The organism is Cupriavidus sp. 05T41 (assembly GCF_056396525.1).
In genome coordinates, this window is record NZ_JBFTLQ010000012.1 from 19,093 (window position 1) to 40,783 (window position 21,691).

The window sequence follows — 21,691 nt, forward strand, 5'->3', positions numbered from 1 at the left end:
GATATGGCCGCCTGCCGGGCCGGGCGCCCGGTCCGCATGCTTCAGTAGTAGTGCAGGTCGGTCGCCTTGCCCCAGAATACACGGTACGCGTACAGCGTGTAACCCAGGATGGTCGGCAGCACCACGGCCGCGCCCGCCAGGATCACGCCCAGCGATTCGGGCGCGCTGGCCGCCTGCCAGACGTCGATCTTGTCCACCACGAGGTAGGGGAAGATGCTGTAGGCCAGGCCGTTGAACGCCATCAGGAAGATCACGGCGGTGCCGGCGAAGGGCACGCAGCACCAGCGATCGTTGCCGCGTTCGAGCCAGGCCGGCATGCGCCGCAGCAGCCGGTCGAGGATCACGAACAGCGCCACCGTCACCAGCGGGATCGGCGCCAGCAGGATGATGTTGGGCAGCGAGAACCATTTGTCGAAGATGCGCTGGCTCACCAGCGGCGTCACCACCGAGATCAGGGTCACGCCGGTGCCGGTCAGCCACAGGCTGCGCCGTGCCCAGTACATGGCGCGCCGCTGCAGGCTGCCGCTGGTCTTCATGATCAGCCAGCCCGCGCCCAGCAAGCAATAGCCCGCCACCAGGCACAGCCCCACCACCACCGCGAAGGCGATATCCAGCCAGCCATGCCGGAAGCCGGTGATGTACAGGCCCAGCATCAGCCCCTGCGAGAAGCTGGCCAGCAGCGAGCCCGCGTAGAACGCGCGGTTCCACCACGGCTTGTGGTGCGCGCGCGCCTTCACGCGAAAATCGAACGCCACGCCGCGGATGATCAGCCCGGCCAGCATCAGCGCCACCGGCAGGTAGAGCTGGGTGAGGATCATGCCGTGCGCGATCGGGAAGGCCGTGAGCAGCAAGCCCACGCCCAGCACCAGCCAGGTCTCGTTGGCATCCCAGAACGGGCCGATCGAGGCGATCATGGTGTCCTTGTCGGCATCGTCGGCACGGCGCAGCAGCACGCCCACGCCAAGGTCGTAGCCGTCCAGGATCACGTAGATCAGCATGGAGACGCCCATCAGGGCCAGGAACACCAGCGGCATCCAGCCGGCGGGTTGGGTCAGGTCGTTCATTCTGCGCTCCGCAGTTCGCCGGGCAGCACGGCGCGAGGGGTTTCGAGCCCGGACGCGTCCAGGTCGGGGCTGCCCGCCTTGCGCGCCAGGTAGAACACCACCGAGATGTACGCCGCGATCAGCGCCGCGTAGAGCGCCAGGTACATCGCCAGCGTGGCGCCGATCATCATGGCCGGCACCTTGGAGGCGGCCTGCGCCGTGGTCAGCACGCCGTACACCAGGTAGGGCTGGCGGCCGATCTCGGTGACGTACCAGCCCGCCACCAGCGCCACCCAGCCCGAGAATGTCATCGCCAGCAGCGCGCGCGCCATCCAGCGCGAGGGCTGCCCGTGGCGGCGCAACTGCCAGGCCGCCGTCCACGACACCGCCAGCATCAGCAGGCCCACGCCCACCATGATGCGGAACGCGAAGAACAAGGGCGCCACCGGCGGGTGCGCGCCCTCGAACGCGTCGATGCCCTTGATCTCGCCGTCGGCGCTGTGGGTCAGGTAGACCGAGGCCAGCTTGGGGATGGCGATCTCGAAATCGTTGCGCTGCGTGGTGGCGTTGGGCAGGCCGAACAGCACCGCGGGCGCGCCCTTCTCCGTCTTCCAGATGCCTTCCATGGCGGCGATCTTGGCCGGCTGGTGGTGCAGCGTATTGAGGCCGTGCAGGTCGCCAGCGACGATCTGCAGCGGGATCAGCACCGCCGCGATGACCACGCCCGTGCGCAGCGACGACAGCACCTCAGGCGCGCGGTCGCCGCGCAGCCAGCGGTAGGCCGAAATGCCTGCCAGCAGGAACGCCACGGTCAGGCCAGAGGCCAGCAGCATGTGCACGAGGCGGTAGGGGAACGACGGGTTGAAGATCACCGCCAGCCAGCTCGTCACGTGCGCGCGGCCGTCGATCATCTCGAAGCCGGCCGGGGTTTGCATCCACGAATTCAGCGCCAGGATCCAGAACGCCGACAGCGTGGTGCCGCCGGCAACCAGCAGCGTGGCGACGGTATGCGTGCGGTTGCTCACGCGGCGCATGCCGAACAGCATGATGCCGAGGAAGGTGGCCTCCAGGAAAAACGCGGTCAGCACCTCGTAGGCCAGCAGGGGGCCGGCCACGTTGCCCACGGTCTCCATATAGCCCGGCCAGTTGGTGCCGAACTGGAAGCTCATGGTGATGCCGCTCACCACGCCCAGCGCGAAGGTCAGCGCGAAGATCTTCACCCAGAAACGGTAGGCCGCCATCCAGCGGTCGTCGCCGGTCTTGTTGAAGCGCAGCTTGAAGAACAGCAGCACCCAGGTCAGCGCGATGCTGATGGTGGGAAACAGGATGTGGAAGGTGATGTTGGCGGCAAACTGTACGCGCGCCAGCACCACCGGGTCGAGCGACGAGAACATGCAATTACTCCTTGCGGGTACGGGCCGGCCTGGCCTTGGGCTTTGCCTCGGGGGCCGGAGTGGCCGTGGTAGCCGGGGTGGCACCGGCGCGCGCCTTGCCGCCGATGGCGCTGCTGAGCTTGTCCTTGACCTCCAGCAGCTTGTTGACCCTGGAGCCCAGCTTCATCAGCTTCTCCAGCGTGGCCACGTCGAGCTTCTGGATATCGCCGAACCAGCTCGTCACCAGCACGATCAGCCCGTACATCTCCTTCATGCGCGCCTGCGCATGGCGGTCGTCGGCCGTGGTCGGCGACTCGAGCTGTACCTCGCGCAGCATCGACAGCGTCGGGTCGATCTCGCGGCGGCGGCGCTCCTCGGCCAGCGTGCGGAAGATGGCCCAGACATCGTCCGGCGCCGAGAAATACTCGCGGCGGTCGCCCGGCTGGTGCGACAGCCGCACCAGGTTCCACGACTCCAGCTCCTTCAGGCCGATGCTGACATTGGAGCGCGAGAACGCCAGCGCCTCGGCGATCTCGTCCGCGTTGAGCGGGCGCGAGGCGGTAAACAGCAGGGCATAGATCTGCCCGACCGTGCGGTTGATGCCCCAGCGGCTGCCCATTTCGCCGAAATGGAGCACGAAGCGCTGGACCAGGGGCGAGAGTTGCATGGCTTGTCTGTTTCGAATTTTTAGAAAGTTGTGAAAGTTTAGTACGAAACAGGGAGGTGGAGACGAGGGATCGGGGAGGGTGCGACAACGGGTCGCTGTTGTCGCTGGCGCTTGTCACGTCCCGAAGCTGGTATTTGCGCCTCCATGAAAGTCGGCAGCGGCCATCCGATGTTGCTGGCAAAGCCTGCAATCAGCGTGATCCCTGCGATGGCACCCGGCGAACGATTGCCGTGCAGCGCGACCAGCGTGGCAGACGCGGCTTCGCAGAGGCTTGCGCCCATGCCGATGCCCGGAGTTACCACCTGCCCGCCATGCTCGCAACGCCAACGGCACTGCTTATTCGACTTCGCCGCTATCGTTGTCGCCCGCCTGGGCTTCGTTCTCGTGGCTCATGGCAGCCGCCGCGAGCGCCGTGGCGGCTGACGGGGCCGCTTCCTTGCGCTCGCTGTACCGGTCGGTCAGGTAGTCGCTGCGATCGCGTATGAGTAGCGTGAACTTGTAGAGTTCCTCCATGACGTCGACCACCCGGTCATAGTAGGAAGATGGCTTCATCCGGCCGTTGTCGTCGAATTCCTGGTATGCCTTGGCGACAGACGACTGATTCGGGATGGTCACCATGCGCATCCAGCGCCCCAGCACGCGCAGCGCGTTGACGGCGTTGAACGACTGCGAGCCGCCGCAGACCTGCATCACGGCCAGCGTACGCCCCTGTGTCGGCCGCAGCCCGCCCAGCTCCAGCGGCAGCCAGTCGATCTGATTCTTGAAGACGGCAGTCAGCGTGCCGTGGCGCTCGGGACTGCACCACACCTGACCCTCCGACCACTCCGAAAGCTCGCGCAGCTCGGCCACCTTGGGGTGATCCGCTGGCACGCTGTCGGCCATCGGCAGGCCGTCCGGGTCGAACACGCGGGTCTGCGCGCCGAAGTGCCGCAGGATCCGTTCGGCTTCCTGCACGAGCATGCGGCTGTACGACGTCTCGCGCAGCGAACCGTAGAGCAAAAGGATGCGCGGCGGGTGGTCGCTGATGCGCGCCGGCTCCAGCTTGCGCAGATCCGGTGTATCGAGCACGGCCGGTACGACATTGGGCAGATCCGGGTTCACTTGACTCTCCGTCCTTGCCCGTCGATCACGACTTCGCCGTCTTCCTTGGTAAAAGGGCCTTGCTGGGGCGAAGGCAGGATGTCGAGCACCGCCTCTGACGGCCGGCACAGGCGCACACCAAGCTCGGTGACGACAAACGGCCGGTTGATCAGGATCGGATGGGCCAGCATGGCATCGAGCAACTGCTCATTGGTCAGCGCCGGATCCGAGAGGCCCAGTTGGGCGTAAGGGGTGCCCTTCTCGCGGATCGCGTCACGCACGGTAAGCCCGGCGTCGCGGATCATCGCCTGCAATGTCTGTCGGTCCGGCGGCGAGCTCAGGTATTCCAGGACGGTTGGTTCAATGCCCGCATTGCGGATCATGGCCAGCGTGTTGCGCGACGTGGCGCAGGCAGGGTTGTGATAGATGGTGACGGACATATTGGTTCCTCAAGGCGATTCGTACCAGCGTTGCGAGCGGTTGACCATGCCCACGACGAACAGCATCACGGGCACCTCGACCAGTACGCCCACGACGGTGGCGAGCGCCGCACCGGACCGGAATCCGAAGAGGCTGATGGCGGTAGCCACGGCCAGCTCGAAGAAGTTGCTCGCGCCGATCAGCGCCGAAGGGCCGGCCACGCAGTGGGCAACACCGAGCTTGCGGTTCAACAGGTAGGTCAGGCCGGAGTTCAGCAGTACCTGGATCAGGATCGGGACGGCCAGCAACAAGATGACCAGCGGCTGGTCCACGATGGCATCGCCCTGGAAGCCGAACAGCATCACGAGCGTCGCGAGCAGTGCGGCAATCGAGTAGGGGCCGAAGGCGCCGGTGACACGCTGGTAGGTGGCTTCGCCGCGCGCCAGCAGCGCCTTGCGGATGACCTGCGCGATCAGCACCGGAATCACGATATAGAGCCCGACCGAAGCGATCAGCGTGTCCCATGGGACGCTGATCGACGACAGGCCCAGCAGCAGGCCAACGACGGGCGCGAACGCCACGACCATGATGGCGTCGTTGAGCGCCACCTGCGAGAGCGTGAAATACGGATCACCCTTGCACAGCTGCGACCAGACGAACACCATGGCCGTGCAGGGCGCGGCGGCCAGCAGGATCAGGCCGGCGATGTAGCTGTCGAGCTGGTCGACCGGTAGCCAGCCCGCAAACAGATGGCGCACGAAGATCCAGCCGAGCAGTGCCATCGAGAACGGCTTGACGAGCCAGTTCACGAAGAGCGTCACGCCGATGCCGCGCCAGTGGCCCGCGACTTGGCCCATGGCGCCAAAATCGATCTTGATCAGCATCGGAATGATCATGACCCAGATCAGCACGCCCACGGGCAGGTTCACCTGGGCGACTTCCATGGCACCGATGGCCTGAAAGACCGCCGGCAGCCATTGGCCGAGCAGGATGCCAGCGACGATACAGAGCGCAACCCAGACGGTCAGGTAGCGCTCGAAGAAGCCGATGGCACTGGCCTGCGTTGCCGCGGCAGTCCGTTGCACTGTGCTCATTGCCCGACTCCGCGGTCTGCTCGCCAATTCAGGACCCCGCGGCAACGGAACAGGAGGGCACCGGCGAACACGGCGCGCCGCCGCAGCAATTCTCGGTGAGGTAGCCAAGCAAGGCATTCATGGTCTCGAAGCGAGCCATGTAGATGATCGACCGGCCTTCCTGCCGGCTTGCCAGCAGGCCCGCCCGGTGCAATTCCTTGAGGTGGAACGACAGCGACGAGGCCGGCGTCTCCATCAATTCAGCAATGCGGCCCGCTGGCAGACCTTCGGGCCCCGCCTGCACGAGCAGGCGGAACACGGCCAGGCGGACGGCGTGAGCGAGCGCGGCTAGCGCTTCCAGGGCGTTATTTGTTTCCATTTTTCGAATATAGTCGAACAATGGAAACCATGCAACCCGCTTAAGCAGCTCGCAGCTCACGGCCCCCCATGCTTCTGCATCTCCAGAGGTCAGGCTGGCTGCATGACTGGCGGCACTGCCAGACCTCTGGATTGCATCGGGTTACTTCTTCAGCTCGATAACCGTTGCCTTGCCGTCCAAGGTGTCGAAGGTTGCCGACACCCTGTCACCTTCCTTCAGGTTCTTCAATGTTCCGGGGTCCTTGACGGGAAATGCCATGGTCATCGCGGACATGCCCAGGTTGGCAATCGGCCCATGCTTGAGCGTGACCTTGCCCGTTGCCGCGTCGATCTTGCGAATCTCGGCCGGGACGGGTTGAGGCGCCTTCGCGGCGCCGGTCGCGGGCTTCATGTCCATGCCATCCATATTCGCGGCAAATGCCGCAGGCACCAGACCGAAAGCGAGCGCGAGCGCAATCGCAACGGCATCGAGGGGCGTCTTCATGTTTCCTCCTTGAGAGTCGGGTGGGTAAGGGCGGGGTATGTGGTCGCCTGGCGACGGCGCATCAGCAGGTACACGGCGGGTACCACGAATAGCGACAGCAGCGGCGCCGTGATCATGCCACCGACCATCGGTGCCGCAATGCGTTGCATGACTTCCGAACCGGTGCCATGCGACCACATGATCGGGATGAGCCCGGCAAGGATGACGGCCACCGTCATGGCCTTGGGGCGCACGCGCTGCACCGCGCCCTCCTGGATGGCGGCAAGCAGTGCAGCGACGTCCGTCTCTCCTCGCTGCTGTCGGTCGTGCCAGGCGTTCTTGAGGTATAGCAGCATGATCACGCCGAACTCGGCCGCCACGCCGGCCAGTGCGATGAAGCCGATCACGCCCGCCACGGACAGGTTGTAGCCGAGCACGTAAAGCAGCCAGAAGCCACCGATCAACGCCAGCGGCAGCGTCCCCATGATCAGCAGCGCCTCGTCGAGGCGGCCGAATACCAGGTAGAGCAGTACGAAGATGATCAGCAGCGTGAATGGCACCACCACCTTGAGCTTCGCACTTGCGCGTTCCAGATACTCGAACTGCCCGGACCAGCTCAGCGAATAGCCGGCCGGCATCGGCACCGCCCTGGCCACTGCGGCTTGCATGTCACGCACGGCCGAGCGCAGGTCGCGCCCGCGGATATCGACGTAGATCCATCCCGACAGCCGGGCATTTTCACTGCGCAGCATCGGCGGCCCCTGCACCACCTGGATGCGCGCCACATCGGACAGGACGATCTGCTGTCCACGATCCGTCACGACCGGAAGGCTGCGCAGTTGCTCGACGGAATCGCGATAGTCGCGTGGATACCGCAGATTGATCGGGAAACGCGCCAACCCGTCCACCACTTCGCCGACGTTGTCGCCACCGATTGCCGAGGACACGATGCTTTGTATGTCGCCGATATTAAGACCATAGCGACCCGAGGCCGCGCGGTCGATATCGATGTCGATGTAGCGTCCCCCGGTCAGCCGCTCCGCCAGTGCGGACGTGACACCGGGGACGGACTTCACGGCTTCCTCGATGCGGGTGGCAAGCCGGTCCATTTCCTTCAGGTCGGTGCCCGCCACCTTGATGCCAACCGGGCTCTTGATACCGGTGGCCAGCATGTCGATGCGGTTGCGGATCGGCGGCACCCAGAGGTTCGACAAGCCCGGCACCTTCACCACGCGATCGAGTTCTTCCACCAGCTTGTCCGGGGTCATGCCGGCACGCCACTGATTGCGCGGCTTGAACTGGATCGTGGTTTCGAACATCTCCAGCGGCGCCGGATCGGTAGCCGAGTCGGCGCGACCAGCCTTGCCATGGACGGTGGCGACTTCCGGAACCGACTTGATCAGGCGGTCTGTCTGCTGCAGCAACTGCGCGGCCTTGCCAGCCGAAAGGCCGGGTAGCGCCGAGGGCATGTAGAGCAGGTCGCCTTCGTCCAGCGGTGGCATGAATTCGCCACCGATCCGCGCGATTGGCCAGGCCGTTGCCGCCAGGGCGATGGCTGCCAGGACGACGGTGGTTCGCGGATAGCGGAGTACCTTCGCCAGGACGGGCTGGTAGGCGCGGATCAGCCAGCGGTTCAGCGGATTGGCGTGCTCGCCGGGGATGCGGCCGCGAATGAGGTAACCCATGAGCACCGGCACCAGCGTGATCGACAGGCCAGCCGCTGCCGCCATCGAGTACGTCTTGGTGAACGCCAGGGGCGAGAACAGCCGACCCTCCTGGGCTTCGAGCGTGAACACCGGCACAAATGACAGCGTGATGATCAGCAGCGAGAAGAACAATGCCGGACCCACCTCCGCAGCGGATTCGCCAATCACGCGCCAGCGCTCTGCCCCGGACATCGGCTGGCCAGGATGGCTGGCATGCCAGTGCTCCAGATGCTTGTGGGCGTTCTCGATCATCACGACGGCCGCATCCACCATCGCGCCAATCGCAATTGCGATGCCGCCCAGCGACATGATGTTGGCATTGACGCCCTGGTACCGCATGACGACGAACGCGGCCAGAATGCCAAGGGGCAGCGACACGATGGCCACCAGGGCGGAGCGCAGGTGAAACAGAAACACCAGGCACACCAGCGCAACGACGATGAATTCTTCGATGAGCTTGTGGGTGAGATTGTCCACTGCACGGTGGATCAGCCCGGAGCGATCGTAGGTGGTGACGATCTCGACGCCGGCAGGCAGGCTTTTCTTGAGCACTTCCAGTCTGGCCTTGACCGCATCGATAGTTTCCAGCGCGTTCTTGCCCGAGCGCATCACAATGACGCCGCCCGTCACCTCGCCCTGGCCGTCGAGCTCGGAGATGCCGCGTCGCGTCTCCGGCCCGAGCTGGATCGTGGCGATATCCCCCAGGCGGACAGGGATGCCCGCGCTGCTGGCCTCGATCGGTACCTGCCTGAAATCGTCGAGCGTCTTCAGGTAGCCCGAGGCCCTGACCATGTACTCGGCCTCCCCAAGCTCCAGTACCGATCCGCCTGCCTCCTGGTTGGCCCCGCGGATCGCGGCGAGCACCTTGGCCTGCGAGAGGTTATAGGCGCGCAGGCGGTCAGGCATCAGCACGATCTGGTACTGCCGGACCATGCCGCCCAGCGACGCTACCTCGGCGACGTTCGGCAAGGATTTCAGCTCGAAGCGCAGGAACCAGTCCTGTAAGGCGCGCAACTGACTCAGGTCGTGGCGGCCAGTCCGGTCGACCAGCGCATACTCATAGATCCAGCCCACGCCGGTTGCGTCGGGCCCCAATGCTGGCTTGGCCGCTGCCGGGAGGCGGGACTGCACCTGGTTCAGGTACTCCAGTACGCGCGAGCGAGCCCAGTACGGGTCGGTCCCGTCCTCGAACAGGACGTAGACAAACGAGTCCCCGAAGAAGGAGTAGCCCCGTACCGTCCTGGCCCCCGGCACCGACAGCATCGTGGTGGTGAGCGGATAGGTAACCTGGTTTTCGACAAGCTGCGGCGCTTGCCCCGGGAACGGTGTGCGGATGATGACTTGTGTGTCGGACAGGTCCGGCAATGCATCGAGCGGCGTGCCGTGGATCGCCCACAGACCCCACGCGGCCAGCATGACTGTGGCCAGCAGCACCAGGAAGCGATTGCGTATCGATGCCAGGATGATGCGCGCAATCATGGCTTGGCTCCTTCGGCGCCAGCCGGCTTTACCGACGATAGCGTGGCCGCGCCGTCCTGTTCCAGGCGGAAACGGAACCGGATACGATCGCCCGGCTTCAATCCCTTGAGCAATGCAGCGTCGCGTGCGGCGAAATCCATGGTCATGGCGCCCCACTGCGCGGCGGGAATCGGGCCATGCGAGATCGTCAGCCCGTCGGCATTGACCGCCTCGATGCGACCGGTGCCTTCGTATTCCTGCACCGCCGCGGCGGGCGGGGATGCACCGGCGGGCGATACCAGCCGCTCCGACGTGCCGCGCAGGCTCGCTTCGGAATCGATCAGGAACTGGCCGGAGGTCACGACCTTCTGACCGGCGCTTAATCCGGAGAGGACTTCGGTCATGCCGTCGGATTCATGACCTGTGCGGATTTCGGTGGCCACATAACCTTGCGGACCTGCATCGACCATGACGATGGTGCGCCGACCCGTACGAATCGCGGCCTCGGATGGAATCTGCAACACGTCCTGCCGGTCGCCGCTGTCGAAACGCACGTTGGCAAACATGCCGGGCGCCAGCCTGTGCTGCCTGTTTGGCAAGACGATGCGGACCTTGATGGTGCGCGTGGCCGGATTGACGTCGGGCAGAATCGCATCGACCTTGCCGGTCACGGGCTCCGGGGCGGCGGCGGCCGACACCGTGACGGCCTGTCCTGGTGCGATGCCACGCGCCTGGGCCTCGGGCACTTCCGCAATCACCCATACCTGGCCGAGATCCGCCAGCCGGAACAGTGTCATGCCCGGGGTCACCGTCATGCCCTCGCGTACCGCGATTTCGGTCACCACGCCATCGAGCGGGCTGGCGATGCCCTGGCCCGTCTGCAGCGTTCCCGACCGGGCGACCGCATCGGCTTGGCCAGGTGTCATGCCGGCTTGCAGCATGCGCGCTTTTGCCGCACCCGCCAGGTCGCCCTGTAGCCCTTGGGGCAGCCGCGCCACGGCCAGGTATTCTTCCTGTGCCGCCACCCAGTCGGGTGCGTAGAGGGTGATCAATGCCTGGCCCTTTCGCACCGGATCGAGTGTGGCCCGCACGCCCACATGCTGCACGAAGCCGGTGGTGCGCGCCTGGATGACCTGGACGCTGCGCTCGTCGATCGCCACATTGCCGGGTGCCTCTAGCACGGAGGCGATACGCGCGGACTTCACCTCTGCCGTGCGGATGCCCAGGTTCTGCGTGACGCGGCCGTCGATGGTGACACCGCTATTGCCGGCACCGTCGCCATCGGCATAGACCGGCACCAGTTGCATATCCATGAAAGGCGATTTGCCCGGCTTGTCGAAGCGCTGCCCCGGCACCATCGGGTCGTGCCAGTAGAGAACCTTCCTTCCAGCTTGTGGTTCGATATCGCCGGCTTTCGCTGTCGCGCCGGTCTCCGGTTTGCCGGGCATGGCAGGCATTCCCTGCGAAACGCCGAAGCGATAGCCCGCATATCCGGCCGCACCGGTCAGAACCAGGCACGCCATGGCGATCTTTAGTCGTGGGCTCATTTGAGATCCTTGGTAGCCGGTTCGGTTTGTGCGGTGGGCAGGGGCGTCAGGAAGGTGAGTTCGGCCCAGAGCCTTGTTGTGCGTCGCTCCAGGGCCAGGCGTTCCAGCGCGGTATCGATGGCGCGGTGATTGGCTTCAGCCACCGCCAGCAGCGAACCCGTGTTGGCGCGGTAGGCCGTCAGCGCGGCATCCGCCTGTGCGTTGGCAAGCGGCAGCGTGGCGTCGTCATAGCGCTTGAGGCGTTCCAGGTTGCGACGCAACTCCGCGAGGCGCGCACCGACTACCGCGTCGGTATCGCGCTGGATGATTTCCGCCTTGGCGCGCGCCTCCGTGGCCTGTGCGAGCCGTGCGGACACTTCACGGTCCTGCCGGTTGGCGCGATCCCACGGCAGCGGGAAGCTCACGTTGATCGACGCCAGGTTGGAGTACGCCGAGCCGCGCTGGCTATACATCAGCTCGACCGCGACGTCGGGCTTGCGCGCTTCGTCCGCCACGCGCACTTCGCTCTCTGCAAGGGTAACGGCGCGCTGGGCCGCGGCAATTTCCGGTACGCCGTCGTAGCGCGTACGGATGAGTTGCCCGATGCGATCCGGTACGGCCAGCGCAGGGCTTTCGCCGAGCGGACGCGCGGCGTCCGCGCCTATCCAGCGCGACAGATTGACGCGGGCGGTGTCGAGCGCCGCCTGGTTCTCGCCTTCACGGTCGAGCAGTTTTTGCACTTCCAGTTGCGCGGACAGCACGTCGGCACGCGTGCCGCGGCCGCTGCGATAGGCCACATTGGCGGCTTCCAGCGCGAGATTCAATGGATGCGCGTGGTGGCCAAGCAGTGCGGCCGCCTGCTCGGCGTACCGGCGGTCGATCCACGCGGCCACGGCGCTGCGCTGGACATTGGTCACGCCGACCATGCGTCGCGCATCGGCGGAAGCGGCTTCTGCCTCGAAGCGCGCGGCGCGCGCCCGTCGCTTGTCAGCGCGCGTGAATTCCTGCAGCACGCTGACCGAACGCGTGGTCATGGAGTCACGACTCAGCGAGAACTTGTCGTGGCCATCGGCAGGCACATCGTTCAGTCCAACCTTGAAGACGGGATCGGGCAACTGGCCTGCAGCAACAGCCTGTTGCACGGCCGCTTCGATGGCACCGTGCGAATCCTCGGCATCGTGCGCATGCGCCGTTGCAAGTGCGGCGGCCTCTTCGATGGATAGAACAGGGGCGGCATGCGGTGGCGCAGCAAGCGACACCGACATGCCGAGGGCGGACGCGCAAAGCAGCGCCCGCCGCAGATAACGCGGGAATGACATAAAGCCTCCGGAAACAACGACCACCACTCCCGAGAGGTCGGGAGCGACAAAGATGTGGCGTAGCTTCGGAGGCTAGGTGCGGAAACAGCAGTGGAGAATGGCGTGCGGCGGTGGCGGCGCACGCGGCTGGGTCTGCGCGCGCACGGCGATCAGCGGCGCGGCATCCAGTACGGGGGGCTCGACGAGGATGCTGACGAGGAGCGGGATATGCGCCGGAATCTGTGGCGCGGAGAGATCGGCGTGCTTTGCATCAGCCTGGCAATGGCTCATGCAAAGCGCTTTCTGGCCATCGTTCTGCGCGGCATCCTGGTCGGCCATGTCCGCGCAAGACACCATGTTCTCCATCGGCGCCTGTCCTGCCGGCTCGCTCAGGCCCATCGTACAGGCGTAAGCGGCCGTTGCCAGCTGGACTGACAGGAACACAAGCAGAAGGAGTCCGGCAATCCACGAATGCCGGCGGACGATATGACGCACGATCTAGGGGTATCTCAAACCAGTGCAAAGCATAACCAGTTTCCAGGCGATTGCAATAGCGGACTCTCAGGCGAACCAGCGGCACTATCGGCCGCCGGCGCCCCCCGCACTTGCGAGATGCGGGTGTGATCAGGCCTGCGATGACACGTCGCTGGCGCGTGCGCCATCGGTGTGCGGATCGCGGTTGAATCCGCAGGCCATTGCCGCCGGCCGGGTCACGCGACTGCGCATTCCCTCTCCCGTGACAGAAACGGAGAAAGCAGCGTTTCCCTGAATTCGACGCAGAACGGCGAAAGATAGGCGTCACCGCGCCAGAACAGCGCGATCCCGGGTTGCCGGAGCAGGCTGGGATCGCCGACCACGCAGAGGTCGCGTCCATCCGCCTGCTGCAACGCGCGCTGCGCCACGACGCCGAGCAGGTCGCTGTTGCGAATCAGCTCGCCAACCGAGCCGCCCGACCCGTTCCACTCCACGGCGACGCGTGGCGGCGGCAGTTTCTGGCGGGCGAGGGCCTCCTGCACGATCTGGTACACGCTGGATGACGGTTGCGGAAGCGCCCAGCGCTCGTCAGCCAGATCAGCCAGCGTCTTCCATGCGCGCAGCCGCGGATGATCGGCACGCGCGACGATCTGCATGGCCAGCGGCTGCAGAGGGGCGTGGAGCAGGCCGTCAGGCACGCCGGGAGGCAATCCTCCGCACGCGAAGTCGACTTCGCCAGACAGCAGCGCCTGCAGTGCGCCTTGCGTCAGGCTCGTGTCGATCGAGAAGCGGGCGAGCGGACGGCTCGCCAGGAACTGCGCGATCACCGGCATCAGGAACGCCGAGACAAGGTGGGGCGTGCCCGCGAGGCGGATATTCCCCGCGCGCGCCGAACGCTGGGCTTCCAGCTCGCCCATGAGATCGTGGCTCGCAAGCACGACCTGTTCGGCACGTGCGAGCAACGACTGCCCTGGCTGCGTGAGCGCCACGCCGCGGGCGGTGCGGTCAAACAGCCGTATCCCGGCTTCCGACTCCAGGCGGGCCAGTGCCTTCGACAGCGCGGATTGCGTCACGCCGGCCTGTGCCGTTGCGCGGTGCAGGCTGCCGTGTCGTGCCACGAGTACGAACGCTCGGAGATCATCTATCCGCATCCAGCTTCCTCCGGACTATGTTGGTTCGGGTTGACCCGGAAGTATTCCGTTTTGGAATCGCCTGGCATATCGGGGGAATCACTGGCACCGGCTGGCTTTCGTAGAGTTGTGTCACCCCGCCGGGCGAGCGAGGGCGGCAGGACGGTGCCGGAATGGCAAAGGGAAGACGAAATGAACGAAAGTCGGATCGCGGTGGCTTCGGAACTGGTCGAGGCATTGGGAAATGGGGTGCGGTGCCATGAGCGCGCGGCGGGGCAGCCGCCGCTCTTCATCGAGCCGTACGGCGACGCATTGCGGGAGAGAACGCGCTTTCGCGCATGGACGCGCAACGCCATGCCCGTGCTCGAGGCGCTCGTCAGCCGCCACGGCGGCATCGTATTGCGGGGCTTTCCGACACCGGATACCGCCGACTTCGCCGACATCATCGACCAGCTTCCCCCGTTCCAGGACGGATACCTCGGCGGACGTGCGCCACGCATGCAGATCGCGGGACGTGTGATGGAAGCGACCCGCCTGGATGCCAGCGTCGGGCTGGGCGTGCATTCGGAGATGGCGTACCGGCGACAGTTTCCAAAGCGGATCGCCTTCTTTTCGCACAGGACGGCGCCGGTGGGCGGCGAGACCGTCGTTGCCGATGCGCGCAATTTCGTGACACAGATGGGCGAGGAGCTGGTCGCGAAGATCGAGTCGCTGGGCGTGCGCTCGGCCCTGACCTACGGACCGAAGACGGATACGGTCGAAGCCTCGTATGTCGACCAGGATCAATACGGCTGGAACCATGCGTTCGGCACCGACAGTGCGGCGGAAGTCGAAGCCCTGTGCGCGGCGCGCAGCCTCGAGCCGCTCTGGCACGACGATGGCTCCCTGACGGTGTTTGCCACGCTTGCCCCTTTTCTTGACCATCCGCAGACCGGGCAGCGTCTGTACCGCTCGGGGCTGCACCGGTCCCACACGGCCACGGAAGTGCTCGATACGGTGATCCGGAAGAACCAGCGCTACCCGACCGGCATGTTTCTCGGTCGCGCGCAACGCCTGGAGACCGCAGAGGTCGACCACATCAATGCCGTATGCGACCGGAACACCCATAGCTGGGCATGGCGCGACGGCGACGTGATGGTCCTGGACAACCTGCAGGTATGGCACGGCCGCAATCCCTACCAGGGCGCGCGGGATGTTCAGGTCGCGCTGCTCGACTGAGCGCGCCGGACCAGCGGCAAACCATTCACGTCCATCCCGCAGGAGACAGGAAACATGCGAGCAGCTTTCGGATTCAGGTGCCTTGCCGGCACGCTTGCGGCACTCGGCCTGATAGGTTGCGCCATCACGGCATCTCAGGCCGCGGAGCCGGCCTATCCCTCGAAGCCGGTCAGGCTCCTGGTGCCCTCGGTGCCCGGCGGGCCCATCGACGCGGTCTCGCGGCTCATTGGCAGCCGTCTGTCGGCGCGGCTTGGCACGAGCTTCTACGTCGAGAACAAGCCGGGCGCCAACGTGCAGGTCGGCGCGAACTACGTCGCCAGGTCCGATCCGGACGGCTACACGTTGCTGGCCACCTCGCCCGCGCACATCTCCAACCCGTTGCTCTACAGCAAGCTTCCCTACGACACGGGCCGCGACCTGACGGGCGTGGCCATGATGGCGCGCGTGCCGCTCCTGCTCGTGGTGAATGCCGACTTGCCGATCCACTCTGTCGCGGATCTGGTGGCCTGGGGCAGGGCTCATCCGGACCGGATTCGCTATGGCAGCTCGGGCTCCGGTTCGACGGCGAACCTCGCCGGCGAGTTGATCTCGATGAATACGGGAATCCGGCTCGAGCACATCCCGTACAAGGGCTCCGCGGCCGCGCTGCCGGACCTGATGGCGGGGAGGTTCGAAGTCATGATCGACACCCTCCAGCTCTTCGCCCCGCACATACGCGCCGGCAAGGTGCGCGCCATCGCCTTCACCGGCACGAAGCGTGTCCCGGCACTGCCTGACGTACCGACCTTCGCGGAGAGCGGCTATCCAGACGTGGTGGCGAATTCCTGGCTCGCCATCGTCGCCCCCGGCAAGACGCCGCCCGGCGTGGTGGAGAAGCTGGGCCATACCGTCACCGATATCCTCGCCGAGCCCGAGGTGCGCAGGCAGATCGCCGAGTTCGGCATGGAGTCCGACGTCATGACCCCGGCGCAACTCAATCGCTACTTCGTCTCGGAGAGCGAGCGCTGGGGCAGGGTCATCAAGGCAGGCAACGTCCGCGTCGAATAGACCTTACAGAGAACATGAACCCTCCTTTCACCATTGCGCGCGAAGCCGTACGAGCCACCGTCAGCGACGCCGAATGGCGGGCCCGCCAGGAACTGGCCGCCTGCTACCGTCTCGTCGACCGCTACGGGATGACTGACCTGATCTACAACCACATCACGCTGCGGATTCCCGGCACCGAGCACCTTCTCATCAATGCCTATGGGTATCTCTACAGCGAGGTCTGCGCGTCGAACCTCGTCAAGATCGACCTCGACGGCAATGTCCTGCTGAACCCGCTGAACGAGCATGACTACCAGGTCAACCGCGCCGGCATGGTGATCCACACCGCCATCCACCGCGCGAGGCCTGACGTGCACTGCGTCATTCATACCCATACCCGCGCCGGCATGGCGCTGTCCGCGCTGCCGTGCGGATTGCTGCCGATGACCCAGACGGCGCTGCGCTTCCACGGCAGGACTGCCTACCACGACTTCGACAGCCCCGTCGTCGAACTCGCGCAGCAGGCGCCGCTGGTCAGCTCGCTCGGCGATCACGACGTAGTGGTGTTGCGCAACCACGGCCTGCTGGCGGTCGGCCCGAGCGCGGCCGAGGCGTTCAGCCGCATCTACTGGCTCGAGATGGCCTGCCGCACGCAGGTCGACGCCATGGCCGCCAGCGCGGAGGTCGTCCTGCCGTCGCAGCAGGCGATCGACGACACCGTCCGGGCGATGGATGCCCGCGCCGGCACCTTCGGCAAGCGCGAATGGCCGGCGTTGCTGCGACTGCTCGACCGGATCGATGCCGGCTACAGGCATTGAGTCGATATCCCGAGGACCTCGAGGAACAGGAAGGAGAGACCCGATGATCGTATATGGCAGCAGGGCTGCGGCAGCGTACAAATGAACCGCTTGAACGGACAAGGAGAAGATATGCCGACGCAGCAAAAGAATGTGGTCGATATGGCCAACGAAGGTGGTGTGTTGTGGTTGACCATGAACAGGCCGGAAGCCCTGAATGCACTCTCGGGCTCGCTGGTCAGCGCGTTGCAGGAGAGATTCGCCGCCGCGGCGCGTGATCCCGAGGTAGGCGTGATTGTCCTGACGGGGGCCGGGCGAGCGTTCTGCGCGGGCGCCGACCTCAAGGAGGCGGAAAGCCGCGGCGCCGGTACCGAGGCAAGCGCTGCCTTCCTGCGCACCATTTCCGGCCTGACGGATGCCATGGAACTCTGTCCCAAGCCGATCATCGCCGCCGTGAACGGTGTGACGGTGGCGGGCGGCCTGGAACTGATGCTCGCCTGCGACTTTGTCGTGGCCGCGGCATCGGCAAGGCTCGGCGACGGCCATTCGAACTACGGCCTGTTTCCCGGCGCGGGTGCCACCGTCCGGCTGCCGAGGATGGTCGGTGTTGCCATGGCGAAGTACCTGATGTTCTCGGGAGAGCTTATCCCTGCCCGCGACGCGCAGGCCATCGGCCTGGTGCAGGCCGTGGCCGAGGATGAGGCGTTCCGCTCCACGGTGGCCGCCCTGGCGCAGCGCCTGGCGGCGAAGAGCCCGCTGCTGCTGGGGCGGATGAAAGAGGCGATCAGCGATGCGCCGACGCAGCCCCACGGTGCGGCCATGCGTCGGGAACGGGACCTGAGCCAGTTGTATTCCGCCTCCTTCGACCGCGCCGAAGGCCTTGCCGCATTCCGCGAAAAGCGCGCACCGCGCTTCCAGGGGCGTTGATTCCCGGCGCTTCCAATCTCACCGGAGCCATAGATGAAACAGGCATGTGCAATTGTCGGGGTCGGCATGACGCCGTTCGGCAAGTTTCCCGATCTCACGGTCCGGCACCTTGCCGAGCAGGCCGCGAGGGCGGCCCTCGGCGATGCCGGAATGCAGCCGGATGACGTGGACGAGGTGTATTTCTCGAATGCGGTCGGGGGCATGATCACCGGGCAGGAAATGATTCGCGGGCAGGCGGCGCTTCGCTTTCTCGGACTGCGGGGGCAGGCGATCTTCAATGTCGAGAATGCCTGCGCATCGGGAAGCACGGCATTCCATCTGGCCTGGAGGGCGGTGTGCAGCGGCAGGGTACAGGCCGCGCTGGTGGTGGGCGCCGAACGCATGACGCATCCGGACAAGCGGGTTTCGCTGGCGGCGCTGGCCACGGCTGTCGATCTCGACGAGAAGCAGCCGGAACACGTCGGCGCGGGAAGCGGGTCCATCTTCATGGATATCTACGCCGCCCGAACCCGCAAGTACATGGCGCAGACCGGCGCCACGCGCGCGGACCTGGCGGGGATCGTGGTCAAGAGCCGCAGGGCCGCCTCGTTGAATCCGAATGCCCAGTTTCGGGCGGAGACGACAGTCCCGGACGTGCTGGCGAGCCGGGTCATCAGCGATCCGCTGACGCTGCAGATGTGCTCGTCGATCGGCGACGGCGCAGCCGCCATCGTCGTCTGCTCTCCCGAACGCGCCGCGCGCCTTTCCGCGCGGCGCCCGGTGTGGGTGGGTGGATCGGTCATCGTCTCCGGAACGCCTGAGGGCAGCGGGAAGCCTGCCGCCGTCCGCGCCACATTCCAGGCGTACGAGGAAGCCGGCGTCGATCCGCGCGACATTCACGTAGCCGAGCTGCACGATGCCTCGGCACCCGCGGAACTGATGTACTACGAGTCGCTAGGACTCTGTGGCCCGGGCGAGGGCCCCGCGCTATTGCGAAGCGGCCAGACGGGAATCAATGGCCGGATATCCGTCAATCCAAGCGGCGGCCTGCTGAGCAAGGGGCATCCCATCGGCGCGACGGGCGTGGCCCAGCTCGTCGAACTGACACAACAGTTGCGGGGCCAGGCGGGGCCACGGCAACGCGACGACGCCAAGGTCGCGCTGGCCGAAAACAACGGCGGCCAGGTTGGTCATGACGCGGCGGTCGCGGCGGCAACGATCCTGCATGTTTGACGGTTCTGCGGAGACTGGAGGCGAGCATGGAAATATTCGGCAATGAGCATTCGGCGGGACGGCGCGCATTCGGCAAGCACGTGCTCGGGCTGGCGGCGATGGGTCTGTGTGCAGGGATCCGTCCGGCGCTTGCCGCGCTCGACCCCGGGCGGCCGGTGTCCATCATCGTGCCGACCGCGCCCGGCGCCACCACCGACATCATGGCTCGCGCTTTCGCGCGGCACCTGACCCGGGCGCGAGGACAGGCCGCCGTGGTGGAGAACAAGACGGGCGCGACCGGCGCGATCGGTGCGCAGTTCGTCGCGCGGGCAGCGCCGGACGGGCATACGCTGCTGATCGGACCGAGCAGCACCATGGTGGTCAACCCGCTCGTCCAGAGCGTGCAGTACAGCACGTTGAACGACTTCCGCATCGTCGGACTGCTGGCGAAGGCCGAGACCCTGATCGTCGCCAACCCCGCAAAGGGATTCCGCAATCTTCAGGACGTGATCCGGTACGCGAAGCAGAATCCCGGAAAGCTGACCTACGGCTCGAGCGGCACCGGCAGCGTCCTCCACATGGCCATGGAGTATCTCCAGCTCTCGGCGGGGATCGAGATGATGCACGTTCCCTACAAGGGGACGGTCCAGGCCGAGGTGGCATTGCTCTCGAACGAGATCGACGTGCTGCTGACCAACACGTCGTCGGTGGAAGTGCATATCCGGGCGGGCAAGCTCGTGCCGCTGGCCATCACCAGTTCCACGGCCGGGAGCGAGCTGCGCGGCGTACCGAGGGCATCCGGGGCGGTGCCGGGCTACTCGGTCGATACCTGGCTGGGAGTCTATGTCCCCGCCCGCGCCGGTGATGACACGGTAGCCACGCTCAACGCCGCCCTGAACGGCTTCCTGGCCGATCCGGCAAGCGCGGGCAGCATGAAGAACTACGGGTTGACAGGGGCGCCGGGAACGCCGGCCGAGGCGCTCCAGTACCAGCGCGCGGAGCTGGGGAAATGGTCGCAGGTCGTGGCCGCCGCCAGGGCTGCCGGCCGCGTGTAGCGCTTGCTCGCGCCGGCGCTGCGCATCCTCCACGGAAAAGCCGGCTACCAGGTGGAGGTGGCGGCCTGCGAGGCTGCACGGATGCCCGGACGCCGGGTCTTCAGGAAATTGACAAGGAGTACATCAGATGAGTGAGCCGGGAATGCGCGACGAAGCCAGCGGCCAGCGACGGGGACCGCTTGCCAGCCTCAAGGTGCTGGACCTGGGGACGATGATTGCCGGACCCGTGGCCGGGACCCTGCTGGCCGACTTCGGTGCGGAAGTCGTGAAAGTCGAACAACCGGGTACCGGCGATCCATTGCGGAAGATCGGTCCCTTTGTCGATAACGAAAGCCTGTACTGGAATGTCGAGGGACGGAACAAGAAGTCGGTCACGCTCGATCTGCGCAAGCCGGAAGGCCAGGCACTGGCCCGCCAGCTGGCGACAAAGGTCGACGTGGTGGTAGAGAATTTCCGTCCCGGAACGCTTGCCGCGTGGGGACTTGACTACGAGGCCTTGTCCGCGCTCAATCCAGGGCTCGTCATGCTGAGCGTGTCCGGCTTCGGGCAGACCGGTCCCTACGCGAAGCGCGCTGCCTTCGATCGCATCGCGCTGGCGTTCAGCGGCGTCCTGCATATTTCCGGGTTCCCGGATCGTCCTCCCGTGAGACCGGGGGTGACGATGGCGGACTACCAGGCCGCGCTATTCGGTGCGTACGCAGTGATGATGGCGCTCTATCATCGCGACGCAAACGGCGGGGCGGGGCAGCACATCGACCTCGGGCTCTATGAATCCGTCTTCCGCTTTACCGATACCCTGGCCCCGGCCTATGACCGGCTCGGCGAGGTCCGGCAACGGCAGGGCAATCTTGCGGCGGCAGCGGCGCCGGGGGACATCTTCGAGACCTGCGATGGCCGTTATCTCGTGCTCACCATGTCCAACGACGCCATGTTCCGGCGCCTGTGCGGCGCGATGGGTACGCCGGCGCTGGCCGACGATCCCCGGTACGCCACCCATCGCCAGCGATGGGAGCATGTCGTCGAGTTGAATGCCATCGTCGGCCGATGGATCAAGGGGCTTGCGGTACCTGAGGTCGAGACCGCCTTGCACGACGCCGGGCTTGCGTACACGCTGACATACTCCATCGAGGACATTTTCTCGGATCGCCACTATCTGGAGCGAGGCAGCATTGAAAGCGTCGAGAATCCCCGCATCGGGACCGTCCGGATGCCTGGCGTGGGCCCACGGCTGTCAGCCACGCCCGCGGGGCCGATCCGTTCAGCGCCAACCCTGGCAGAGCACAACGAAGAAGTCTTCGGGGGATGGCTTGGCTTGAGCGACGCCGTGCAGCGGCAACTTCGGGAGGCGGCCGTCATATGAGGTTCCGCCGATCCCAATACAGGAGACA

Annotated in this window: 20 protein-coding genes and 1 pseudogene; 7 read left to right on the plus strand and 14 right to left on the minus strand. The window is 65.8% G+C overall.

Translation table 11 applies throughout. From position 1 onward, the window contains the following. Positions 1-41: 41 nt before the first annotated feature. The 14 genes and pseudogenes from AC1DKV_RS09840 to AC1DKV_RS09905 all read right to left on the minus strand — a co-directional run bounded on the left by AC1DKV_RS09840 (position 42) and on the right by AC1DKV_RS09905 (position 14,110). Positions 42-1,064, minus strand: a complete 1,023-nt coding sequence (locus tag AC1DKV_RS09840; protein WP_441613982.1) for a cytochrome d ubiquinol oxidase subunit II — start codon at positions 1,062-1,064, stop codon at positions 42-44. After that, on the minus strand, positions 1,061-2,437 hold the full coding sequence (locus AC1DKV_RS09845) for a cytochrome ubiquinol oxidase subunit I (RefSeq protein ID WP_441613983.1): 1,377 nt from the start codon (positions 2,435-2,437) through the stop codon (positions 1,061-1,063). Before AC1DKV_RS09845 ends, AC1DKV_RS09840 begins: the two co-directional genes overlap by 4 nt. A gap of 4 nt (positions 2,438-2,441) precedes the next feature. After that, on the minus strand, positions 2,442-3,083 hold the full coding sequence (locus tag AC1DKV_RS09850) for a GbsR/MarR family transcriptional regulator (protein WP_441613984.1): 642 nt from the start codon (positions 3,081-3,083) through the stop codon (positions 2,442-2,444). A gap of 131 nt (positions 3,084-3,214) precedes the next feature. Beyond that, positions 3,215-3,373 (minus strand): annotated as a pseudogene (locus AC1DKV_RS09855) (MFS transporter); the annotation flags it as partial. A 46-nt stretch (positions 3,374-3,419) separates the two neighbouring features. Beyond that, positions 3,420-4,184 carry an arsenical resistance protein ArsH gene (gene arsH / locus AC1DKV_RS09860; RefSeq protein ID WP_441613985.1) on the minus strand — a complete coding sequence of 255 codons (765 nt, stop codon included), beginning with the start codon at positions 4,182-4,184 and terminating at the stop codon, positions 3,420-3,422. Beyond that, positions 4,181-4,603 (minus strand): arsenate reductase (glutaredoxin), encoded by a 423-nt coding sequence (gene arsC, locus AC1DKV_RS09865; protein ID WP_441613986.1) that lies wholly within the window; start codon positions 4,601-4,603, stop codon positions 4,181-4,183. The genes arsH and arsC overlap by 4 nt, the downstream gene beginning before the upstream one ends. Positions 4,604-4,612: 9 nt before the next feature. Then, positions 4,613-5,677, minus strand: a complete 1,065-nt coding sequence (gene arsB, locus AC1DKV_RS09870; protein WP_441613987.1) for an ACR3 family arsenite efflux transporter — start codon at positions 5,675-5,677, stop codon at positions 4,613-4,615. 28 nt (positions 5,678-5,705) lie between these two features. Beyond that, entirely contained in the window at positions 5,706-6,035 is a 330-nt protein-coding gene (locus AC1DKV_RS09875) for an ArsR/SmtB family transcription factor (protein ID WP_441614073.1), read from the minus strand. 141 nt (positions 6,036-6,176) lie between these two features. Beyond that, on the minus strand, positions 6,177-6,518 hold the full coding sequence (locus AC1DKV_RS09880; RefSeq protein WP_441613988.1) for a copper-binding protein: 342 nt from the start codon (positions 6,516-6,518) through the stop codon (positions 6,177-6,179). Next, positions 6,515-9,682, minus strand: a complete 3,168-nt coding sequence (locus AC1DKV_RS09885) for an efflux RND transporter permease subunit (protein WP_441613989.1) — start codon at positions 9,680-9,682, stop codon at positions 6,515-6,517. The genes AC1DKV_RS09880 and AC1DKV_RS09885 overlap by 4 nt, the downstream gene beginning before the upstream one ends. Beyond that, positions 9,679-11,208, minus strand: a complete 1,530-nt coding sequence (locus AC1DKV_RS09890; RefSeq protein ID WP_441613990.1) for an efflux RND transporter periplasmic adaptor subunit — start codon at positions 11,206-11,208, stop codon at positions 9,679-9,681. The genes AC1DKV_RS09885 and AC1DKV_RS09890 overlap by 4 nt, the downstream gene beginning before the upstream one ends. Next, positions 11,205-12,506, minus strand: coding sequence for a TolC family protein (locus AC1DKV_RS09895; RefSeq protein WP_441613991.1), 1,302 nt, complete (start codon positions 12,504-12,506; stop codon positions 11,205-11,207). The genes AC1DKV_RS09890 and AC1DKV_RS09895 overlap by 4 nt, the downstream gene beginning before the upstream one ends. A 72-nt stretch (positions 12,507-12,578) precedes the next feature. Further along, complete coding sequence (locus tag AC1DKV_RS09900; RefSeq protein WP_441613992.1) at positions 12,579-12,851, minus strand: hypothetical protein; 273 nt, start codon at positions 12,849-12,851, stop codon at positions 12,579-12,581. A gap of 344 nt (positions 12,852-13,195) precedes the next feature. Further along, on the minus strand, positions 13,196-14,110 hold the full coding sequence (locus tag AC1DKV_RS09905; RefSeq protein WP_441613993.1) for a LysR family transcriptional regulator: 915 nt from the start codon (positions 14,108-14,110) through the stop codon (positions 13,196-13,198). A 144-nt stretch (positions 14,111-14,254) separates the two neighbouring features. Between AC1DKV_RS09905 and AC1DKV_RS09910 the strand changes: the two genes are divergently transcribed. The 7 genes from AC1DKV_RS09910 (at position 14,255) to AC1DKV_RS09940 (ending at position 21,663) form a co-directional block, all read left to right on the plus strand. Then, a complete protein-coding gene (locus AC1DKV_RS09910) occupies positions 14,255-15,307 on the plus strand; it encodes a TauD/TfdA family dioxygenase (protein ID WP_441613994.1) in 1,053 nt (350 codons plus the stop codon). A gap of 54 nt (positions 15,308-15,361) precedes the next feature. Beyond that, positions 15,362-16,354: a Bug family tripartite tricarboxylate transporter substrate binding protein gene (locus tag AC1DKV_RS09915; protein WP_441613995.1), complete on the plus strand. Its 993-nt coding sequence runs from the start codon at positions 15,362-15,364 to the stop codon at positions 16,352-16,354. A 14-nt stretch (positions 16,355-16,368) separates the two neighbouring features. Then, positions 16,369-17,151 (plus strand): class II aldolase/adducin family protein, encoded by a 783-nt coding sequence (locus tag AC1DKV_RS09920; RefSeq protein WP_441613996.1) that lies wholly within the window; start codon positions 16,369-16,371, stop codon positions 17,149-17,151. An 81-nt stretch (positions 17,152-17,232) separates the two neighbouring features. After that, positions 17,233-18,057, plus strand: a complete 825-nt coding sequence (locus tag AC1DKV_RS09925) for an enoyl-CoA hydratase/isomerase family protein (RefSeq protein ID WP_441613997.1) — start codon at positions 17,233-17,235, stop codon at positions 18,055-18,057. A 33-nt stretch (positions 18,058-18,090) separates the two neighbouring features. Next, positions 18,091-19,269, plus strand: coding sequence for a thiolase family protein (locus AC1DKV_RS09930; protein ID WP_441613998.1), 1,179 nt, complete (start codon positions 18,091-18,093; stop codon positions 19,267-19,269). Positions 19,270-19,295: 26 nt separating this feature from the next. Beyond that, positions 19,296-20,303, plus strand: a complete 1,008-nt coding sequence (locus AC1DKV_RS09935) for a Bug family tripartite tricarboxylate transporter substrate binding protein (protein WP_441613999.1) — start codon at positions 19,296-19,298, stop codon at positions 20,301-20,303. Positions 20,304-20,430: 127 nt separating this feature from the next. After that, the gene (locus AC1DKV_RS09940) at positions 20,431-21,663 is read left to right on the plus strand and encodes a CaiB/BaiF CoA transferase family protein (RefSeq protein ID WP_441614000.1); all 1,233 of its coding nucleotides are present in this window, start codon (positions 20,431-20,433) and stop codon (positions 21,661-21,663) included. Positions 21,664-21,691 lie beyond the last annotated feature (28 nt).

Coding starts and splice junctions, on each gene's coding strand:
- AC1DKV_RS09925 (WP_441613997.1), top strand. CDS start 17,233: ATGAACCGCTTGAACGGACAAGGAGAAGATATGCCGACGCAGCAAAAG.
- arsB (WP_441613987.1), bottom strand. CDS start 5,677: ATGAGCACAGTGCAACGGACTGCCGCGGCAACGCAGGCCAGTGCCATC.
- AC1DKV_RS09930 (WP_441613998.1), top strand. CDS start 18,091: ATGAAACAGGCATGTGCAATTGTCGGGGTCGGCATGACGCCGTTCGGC.
- AC1DKV_RS09850 (WP_441613984.1), bottom strand. CDS start 3,083: ATGCAACTCTCGCCCCTGGTCCAGCGCTTCGTGCTCCATTTCGGCGAA.
- AC1DKV_RS09935 (WP_441613999.1), top strand. CDS start 19,296: ATGGAAATATTCGGCAATGAGCATTCGGCGGGACGGCGCGCATTCGGC.
- AC1DKV_RS09920 (WP_441613996.1), top strand. CDS start 16,369: ATGAACCCTCCTTTCACCATTGCGCGCGAAGCCGTACGAGCCACCGTC.
- AC1DKV_RS09840 (WP_441613982.1), bottom strand. CDS start 1,064: ATGAACGACCTGACCCAACCCGCCGGCTGGATGCCGCTGGTGTTCCTG.
- AC1DKV_RS09885 (WP_441613989.1), bottom strand. CDS start 9,682: ATGATTGCGCGCATCATCCTGGCATCGATACGCAATCGCTTCCTGGTG.
- AC1DKV_RS09880 (WP_441613988.1), bottom strand. CDS start 6,518: ATGAAGACGCCCCTCGATGCCGTTGCGATTGCGCTCGCGCTCGCTTTC.
- AC1DKV_RS09905 (WP_441613993.1), bottom strand. CDS start 14,110: ATGCGGATAGATGATCTCCGAGCGTTCGTACTCGTGGCACGACACGGC.
- AC1DKV_RS09895 (WP_441613991.1), bottom strand. CDS start 12,506: ATGTCATTCCCGCGTTATCTGCGGCGGGCGCTGCTTTGCGCGTCCGCC.
- AC1DKV_RS09845 (WP_441613983.1), bottom strand. CDS start 2,437: ATGTTCTCGTCGCTCGACCCGGTGGTGCTGGCGCGCGTACAGTTTGCC.
- AC1DKV_RS09875 (WP_441614073.1), bottom strand. CDS start 6,035: ATGGAAACAAATAACGCCCTGGAAGCGCTAGCCGCGCTCGCTCACGCC.
- arsC (WP_441613986.1), bottom strand. CDS start 4,603: ATGTCCGTCACCATCTATCACAACCCTGCCTGCGCCACGTCGCGCAAC.
- AC1DKV_RS09900 (WP_441613992.1), bottom strand. CDS start 12,851: ATGGAGAACATGGTGTCTTGCGCGGACATGGCCGACCAGGATGCCGCG.
- AC1DKV_RS09890 (WP_441613990.1), bottom strand. CDS start 11,208: ATGAGCCCACGACTAAAGATCGCCATGGCGTGCCTGGTTCTGACCGGT.
- AC1DKV_RS09940 (WP_441614000.1), top strand. CDS start 20,431: ATGAGTGAGCCGGGAATGCGCGACGAAGCCAGCGGCCAGCGACGGGGA.
- AC1DKV_RS09915 (WP_441613995.1), top strand. CDS start 15,362: ATGCGAGCAGCTTTCGGATTCAGGTGCCTTGCCGGCACGCTTGCGGCA.